This window comes from Bradyrhizobium sp. P5_C12 (assembly GCF_054049735.1).
Genome location: NZ_JBFULU010000069.1, coordinates 22368 through 29012 on the forward strand (window position 1 = coordinate 22368; position 6645 = coordinate 29012).

7 protein-coding genes are annotated in these 6645 nt (G+C 64.7%); 1 reads left to right on the top strand and 6 read right to left on the bottom strand.

Features of this window, described 5'->3' with window-relative positions; translation table 11 throughout:
- Nucleotides 1-33: 33 nt before the first annotated feature.
- Genes ACXJMY_RS35000 through ACXJMY_RS35025 form a run of 6 tightly spaced genes read right to left on the bottom strand, consistent with a single transcriptional unit; the run spans nt 34 to nt 5195 of the window.
- Nucleotides 34-846, bottom strand: a complete 813-nt coding sequence (locus ACXJMY_RS35000; RefSeq protein ID WP_456623910.1) for a c-type cytochrome — start codon at nt 844-846, stop codon at nt 34-36.
- On the bottom strand, nt 846-2468 hold the full coding sequence (locus tag ACXJMY_RS35005) for a b(o/a)3-type cytochrome-c oxidase subunit 1 (protein WP_456623911.1): 1623 nt from the start codon (nt 2466-2468) through the stop codon (nt 846-848). Before ACXJMY_RS35005 ends, ACXJMY_RS35000 begins: the two co-directional genes overlap by 1 nt.
- A complete protein-coding gene (locus ACXJMY_RS35010; protein ID WP_456623912.1) occupies nt 2455-3018 on the bottom strand; it encodes a cytochrome C oxidase subunit II in 564 nt (187 codons plus the stop codon). The genes ACXJMY_RS35005 and ACXJMY_RS35010 overlap by 14 nt, the downstream gene beginning before the upstream one ends.
- Nucleotides 3015-3191 (bottom strand): hypothetical protein, encoded by a 177-nt coding sequence (locus tag ACXJMY_RS35015; protein WP_027542758.1) that lies wholly within the window; start codon nt 3189-3191, stop codon nt 3015-3017. The genes ACXJMY_RS35010 and ACXJMY_RS35015 overlap by 4 nt, the downstream gene beginning before the upstream one ends.
- Nucleotides 3192-3210: 19 nt before the next feature.
- The gene (locus tag ACXJMY_RS35020) at nt 3211-4479 is read right to left on the bottom strand and encodes a cytochrome c (protein WP_456623913.1); all 1269 of its coding nucleotides are present in this window, start codon (nt 4477-4479) and stop codon (nt 3211-3213) included.
- Nucleotides 4480-4487: 8 nt separating this feature from the next.
- Complete coding sequence (locus ACXJMY_RS35025) at nt 4488-5195, bottom strand: c-type cytochrome (protein WP_456623914.1); 708 nt, start codon at nt 5193-5195, stop codon at nt 4488-4490.
- Nucleotides 5196-6477: 1282 nt separating this feature from the next.
- Between ACXJMY_RS35025 and ACXJMY_RS35030 the strand changes: the two genes are divergently transcribed.
- Nucleotides 6478-6645 (top strand): transposase (locus tag ACXJMY_RS35030; RefSeq protein WP_456623918.1); only part of this gene is annotated, 168 nt, incomplete at its 3' end.

A 6645-nucleotide genomic window follows, 5' to 3' on the forward strand; every position in this document is an offset into this window, starting at 1 on the left:
CGCGACGCTCCATCCGGGCTACGGGAATCGCTCTCAATCCACCGCCTTCACGATGTCAGGCGGCTGCGAGGCGTAGTAGGCCGCGGCCTGATCGATCTCCTGCGCTGTCATCGCGCGCGCGATGTTGCGCATCTGCTGGCTGATGTCGTTGCGCCGTTCGCCTGAGGCGAAGGCCTGGAGCTGGGCCTTCATGTAGGCCTCGGACTGGCCCTCCAGCCAGGGGCTGCCGGTCTTGTTGTCGAGGCTGCCATGGCAAGCGCCGCACGGCGCGATGCCGCGGATCGGCGCGCCGTAGATGACAATGTTGGGTTTCGGCAGAAGCGGCGTCGGATGATAGGCCGGCAGCCGCGGCAGATAGGCGTAATAGTTCGAGAGATCCGCGATCTCCTGGTCGGTCAGGTTGACCGCGAACGGCGACATCACGGCATTGGTGCGCGCGCCCGAGCGGAAATCGTGCAGCTCCTTGTAGATCACGGCCGCATACTGGCCGGCGAGGTTGGGCGAGTCCGCGCGGCTGATCCCGGTCGGGCCGTGGCAGATCGCGCAGCGCTGCGCCAGCGTCGCGCCGCGGCCGATCGCCTCCTGGCTCGGGCGGGCGAGGGTCGACGAAGTCAACACCACCGCCGACAGGCGCTTGTCCTGCGACGACGCGGCCGTGGCGGTGCGCTGCGGCACGCCGGCGGCGCTACAGATGGCATCCCAGACATTTGCGAATTGCACCCAAGGCTGCGCGAAGGGCAGCACGATGAAGCCGGCGATCGCCGTGACGATGAAGATCGTGGCCGTGATGCCGACACTGCGCGTGAAATGGCGATTGCCGAAGGTGAAGAGGTCGCGGGCGCTCATCATTGCGCTCCCACATAGACGGCGGGCACGGATGTGCCCTCGGTCAGCGCCAGCGTCAGGATCGGATAACCGTAATTGGTGATGGTGAGCCCGATCATCAGCGCCACCCACAGCGCATGCGTGTTGAGCGCGACCGGCACGGTCTTCGGCTCGTGCACGGCAAGCGCAAAGCGATAGGCGCCGGCGTCGGCCGCGGGCGCGCGCATGCCGCGGGCCAGAATGACCAGGAACAAGAGTCCGGAGGTCAGCAGGATGAAGCCGCCGACCGCGGAGAGGGTCACGGAGAGCGCCTGCGGCGCGATCGCGGGATCGCCGAAGTCGAAATAGGCCATGCGGCGCGGCATGCCGAGAATACCGACCCAGTGCCAGGGGAAGGTGGTGACGATCATGCCGACGAACCACAGCCAGAGCTGGGTGCGGATCAGCCGGAGGTCGATCAGCTCGCGGCCCGTCAGATGCGGCCACAGATCATAGGCGATCGCAAAGTACATGATCACGATGGCGCCGCCGAAGATCAGGTGGAAATGGCCCGTGATCCACTGCGTGTTGTGGATGGAGGCGTCGAGCTGGTAGCTCATGTTGATGAGGCCGCCGGCGCCGCCGAAGCCGAGCATCACGAACGAGAACGCGAGCGCCAGCATCATCGGGTTGTCCCAGGGCAGCGCCCTGATCCAGCCGAACATGCCGCGGCCGCCGCGCAGACGCGCTGCGATCTCGACGGAGGCGCAGATCGTGAACACGGTCAGCAGCGTCGGCAGCGCGACCAGCGCGGTGAAGGCCGAGTGGATGAACTTGAAGCCGGCGCCGACCTGCGGATCGGCGAAGGTGTGGTGCATGCCGATCGGCATCGCCACCACCAGGAACAGGATGAAGGAGATCCGCGCCATGGTGTCCGAATAGACCCGGCCGCCGATCGCGCGCGGCACGATGGTGTAATAGGCGATGTAGGTCGGCATCAGCCAGAAATAGACGATGGCGTGCAGCGTCCAGGAGAAGAAGACCCGGGCAAGACCGGCGTCGATGGTCGCCTTCAGCCCGACCGAAACCGGAATGATCTGCAACAACAACTCGAGCGCGGCGCCGACCGCGGTCCAGGCCCACAGATAGGAGCCCGCGACATTGGCGAACATGGCGAGCGGCACCGGCGCTCCGGGATTCGCCTTCCGCCAGACCCGCAGATTGATCGCCATCAGCGCGACCCAGATCCAGGAGCCGACCACGACCAGCACCACGCCGATGTAGTAGAACGGGCTGCCGATCAGCGGCGGATAGAAGGTGTAGAGCACCGAGGCGCGCCCGAGCGCGATCGGGACCATCGCCATGATGCTGCCGGCGACGATCAGCCAGAATCCGGCCCAGGCCCAGCGTACGCCGACCAGGCGCTGCTCCAGCGCGGACTCGCTGATGGCATAGCCGAAACCCATCGCGACCAGGGTCGGGAACACGTAGCCCATCACAGTGCCGTGCGCGGTCAGCGAGCGGTAAAAGAGCTCGGGATTGGACAGCCAGGTGCCGATCGGGCTGCGGATGAACATCTGCCAGGCGCCCAGCGTCAGGGCTATGCCGAACACGGCGAAGGCCAGCCAGAAATGGGCGAGGATGAGCTTCCTATTGGCCAACACAGCTCAGCCTCCCGCCACCCTTCGCGCGATTGGCGAAGTCGGCCTTGTCGATCACCTTGACCTTGCCCCACATGCCCTCATGGCCAAAGCTGCAAAACTCCTGGCAGGGCATCAGATAGTCGCCGGTCTTCGTAAAGCGCATGAGCTGCTCGGAGATGTAGCCCGGCACCAGCATGGTGTTGACATTGGTGCCCTGGATCAGGATGCCGTGCACGACGTCGGCGCTGGTGGCACGCAGCATGATCGGCGTGTCCAGGGGCACCACGATGCAAGCCGGCGTGAAGGAATATTGCTGACCGATCGCGCGCACCGTCACCGTGCCGTTGGCCTCGAGCACGCTGCCGAGATTGCTCTCAACGAATTCGCCTGAGAGATGCAGCCGCGAGGGATCGGTGGTCTCGACGCGCGGCTGCGGCATGGTTGCGCGATGGATGCCGGCGAACGCGGCCAGCAGCGCCATCATCACGATGATGACCACGGCTATGGTGGCCCAGCGCCGCTCGACGCGGGCGGCGACCTCGGCACTGCGATGGCTGTCCTCTGCGCTCATTGCAGCGATCCGCGCGGCAGGAACACGAACAGATAGAAGGCGAGCCACATCGCGACAACGCAGGCCGTGGCGATGCCGGCAAGCACGATCGCGCCGGACGGGCCCTGCGCGACAACCTCCTCGACGGCCTGGTCGGCGGCGGCTGGGCTGGTCGGCGGATCGGAATTGATCATGACGTTTCTCTGGCGCCTCTCAGTTCAGCGGTGCGGACCGCAGATCGTTGGCCTCGCGCGCCGAGACCGGCGTGCCACGATTGCCCCAGGCGGTGCGGATGTAGGAGACGACGGCGGCGACCTCGTTGTCGGACAGGAGGCCTGCGAACGGCGGCATACCATAGGGCATCGGATTGCCCTTGGTGCCCGGCGGGTAGCCACCGTTGAGCACCATGCGGATCGGGTTCACGGCCGACTGCATCTCGATCGACTGGTTGTTGGCGAGCGGTGGCCAGTGCGGCGGCTTGCCTTCGCCCTGCGTACCGTGACAGCTCGCGCAATTCTTGTCGTAGACGGTCTTGCCGAGGCTGATCAGCAGGCTGCTTTCGGTGGTCGGCAGCGCCGAGCTCGGCGGCGGCGGCGGCGAGGGCTCCGAGATGCCCTTGAGGTACACCGCCATCGCCTTGGTGTCCTCGTCGCTCAGATATTGCAGGCTGTTGTGCACGACTTCGGCCATCGGACCGTAGACGACGCCGCGCGCCGAAACGCCGGTCTGGAGCAGGTCAGTGATGTCCTTGATGCTCCAGTCGCCGAGCCCGGCCTCGCGGTTGGAGGTGAGCGAGGGCGCGTACCAGTTCTGCATCGGGATCAGGCCGCCCTTGAAGGCGTCCGATTGCGAGGTGCCGCCGAGCGCATTGATGGGCGAATGGCACATGCTGCAATGACCGAGCCCCTCGACCAGGTAGGCGCCGCGATTCCATTCCGCCGATTTGGTCGGATCAGGCTTGAACTCGCCCTCGCGGAAGTACAGCGTGCGCCAGCCGAGGATGAGCTGGCGGTTGTCGTAGGGAAAGCGCAGGTCATGCGGCTTGTTCTTCTGGTTCACCGGCGCGATCGAGCGCAGATAGGCGAAGATCGCATCGCTGTCGGCGCGCGTGACCTTGGTGTAGGACGCAAACGGCATCGCCGGATAGATCAGCCCGCCGTCCGGGAAGCGGCCGCTGTGCATGGTCTTGTAGAAGTCGTCGGCGTTCCATTTGCCGATCCCGGTCTCCGGATCCGGCGTGATGTTGGAGGTGTAGATCGTTCCGAACGGGGTCGGCATCGGCCGCCCGCCGGCGAACAGGCGGCCCTCGGCGGCGGTGTGGCAGGCGGTGCAATCGCCGGCGCGGGCGAGATATTCGCCGCGCGCGATGATGTCGCCGCTCTTGTCGCTTGCTTTGTCTTGCGCCTGCGCAGCCGTGGTGAGCGTGGCGAGAGCCAAGAGTTTGACCGATAAGAGCGTGATCGACAATCTCGAGCCCATCATGCGCCTCGTCAGTTGGGCTGGCTGCCGCAGCCGAACGGCAGCGCGTAGGTGCCTTTCGGTACGGGTACCGGGTTTGCAGGCGCCGGCCGCGTCGCGAGCCAGGCCGCGACCGCGGTAACGTCGGCCTCGGTCAGATGACCGGCAACGAGCTGCATGCAGTCGGGGGCCTTCGCCGTGCGGGTGCCGTAGCGCCAGGCGCCGAGTTGGGCGCTGACGTAATTGGCGCGCAGGCCGAGCAGTCCGGGAATGCCGGGCTGCATGCCCGTCAGCGCAGGACCATGGCAGCTCACGCAGGCCGGAATGCCGCGGCCGGCGTCGCCGCCGGTGACGAGCGCCTCGCCCTGCGCCAGCACGTCCTTGCTGACCTCGCTTGGCGCCGGCTGCGGCAGCGGCGGGTGCTCGCTGGCAAAATACTCCGCCATCGCCTCCAGATACGGATCGGGCAGAAATTCCAGCAGATAGTTCATCGGCGGGTATTTGCGCCGGCCGCTGCGGAAGGCGAGGAGCTGGTTGTAGAGGTAGCCGGCCGGCTTGCCGGCAAGGCGCGGGAAATAGACGTCGCTGGTGCCTTCGCCCTTGTTGCCGTGACAGGGCGTGCAAGCCTCCACCCGCGCAGCCATCGTATCCGGCGGCTGGTTGACGGTTTGGGCGACCGCACCATCAAAGGTAGCCGAGTAAACGATGGCAACGGCCAAGGCCGCATCGCGAGCGAACAATTCGTCGCCCTCCAGAAAGCTGGGCCGGTTGATTCCGGACCACAATGTAGAGCGGCATTATTGCGCCAATATTTTCCTGCGCAAGCTCGGACAAGAGCGATGACGTTTGGTCGCGCCTGCACGTCTGCGGTCCGCTCGATTTCGACAAGATTTGCGTGGTTTTTGAAAAGCAAACATAACGCTGCGGTCTGGCGACGTGTCTCGCCCGAGAGCTACGCAAACTCGGAAGTTCGGTAAAGGTAAGGTGGGATATTTTGCGCAGCCGCATTGATCGGGCCGGTCGGGCGTTTTGCCCGACAGGCCACGCAAGCGACCGTGCATGCCGAGGGCCCCTGGCTCGGCGCACAACCAACGACTCAAACTCCGCAGGCTGGGGGTGACAAGTGCAGTTTGTGCCAAAACGCTCCGTGCTGACGGAACGCCCCTTGCCGCTGGCGGCACACCTGCGACAGCTGCATTTCATGAGCTGTTCAACTACCTTGCGAGTCGGGCGCGGGGGCTTATGTCGCGGGACCAAGGGACATGGCACGTTGGAAGCAATCGTGGAGCGAAGAAGACCTCAGGAGGCTCAGGACACTCGCAGGTACCAAGCCGATCACGACGATCGCGAAAGAGCTCGGAAGGACCACAGGGACCGTGCTCGCCAAGGCGATCGAGCAAAAGCTTCCCGTCATGCACCGGATCGATCGAACGACACAGTGATCTCGTGGCTTCCTGCTGATTGAGATCAGGGGTTCACTGTCGCATCGGCGCAATCCGGATCTCCCGCCGGCGAACGCGGTGTGCCCCCGGAATGCGCTTCGCGTGACGCGCTTCCATTCTCCTCGACACCAAACGCCGCCAAGTGCAAAAGGTGGGCTATCGCCGCCCAGGGATGGGCCAAGCGCTGAGCAAACCCGCACGGATCGATCGACCATGGGCCAAACTGTTCCAACGATTTTCAGGGAGATCGCCGACACAGATGTCGAGGGCGTAGCCAATGCGCTGGTCGAAATGCAGGTGCACTATCACGCCCACTGTCCCGCGCGGGACGCGATCATTGGGGGGTTGAGGTCGCGGCCTGCGGGATCACGAATTCTGCTGGCCTGTGAGAACGATGAAATCGCCGGTCTCGCGTGCTTTAATGCGATCTATCCTGGGCCGGGTTTGACGTCGGGCTTCTTCTTGAAGGAGCTCTACGTTCGTCACAATCGACGCAGCAGCGGATTAGGGTCTGTACTCAATAGGGATTCCATCTGAAATTAGTTTGTGATTCAAGCATCTCAGCGGAAGGGAGGCTTGAATGGCAAAGCAGGTCTACTGGCTCAGCGATGCGGAATGGCGGCGGGTTGAGCCGTTGTTGCCGCGAGGGCGCAAGGGAGCCCATCGGGTCGATGATCGACGCGTGATCAGCGGCATCGTGCACATGCTGAAATCTGGCTCGCGCTGGCGCGATTGCCCGGAAGTCTAT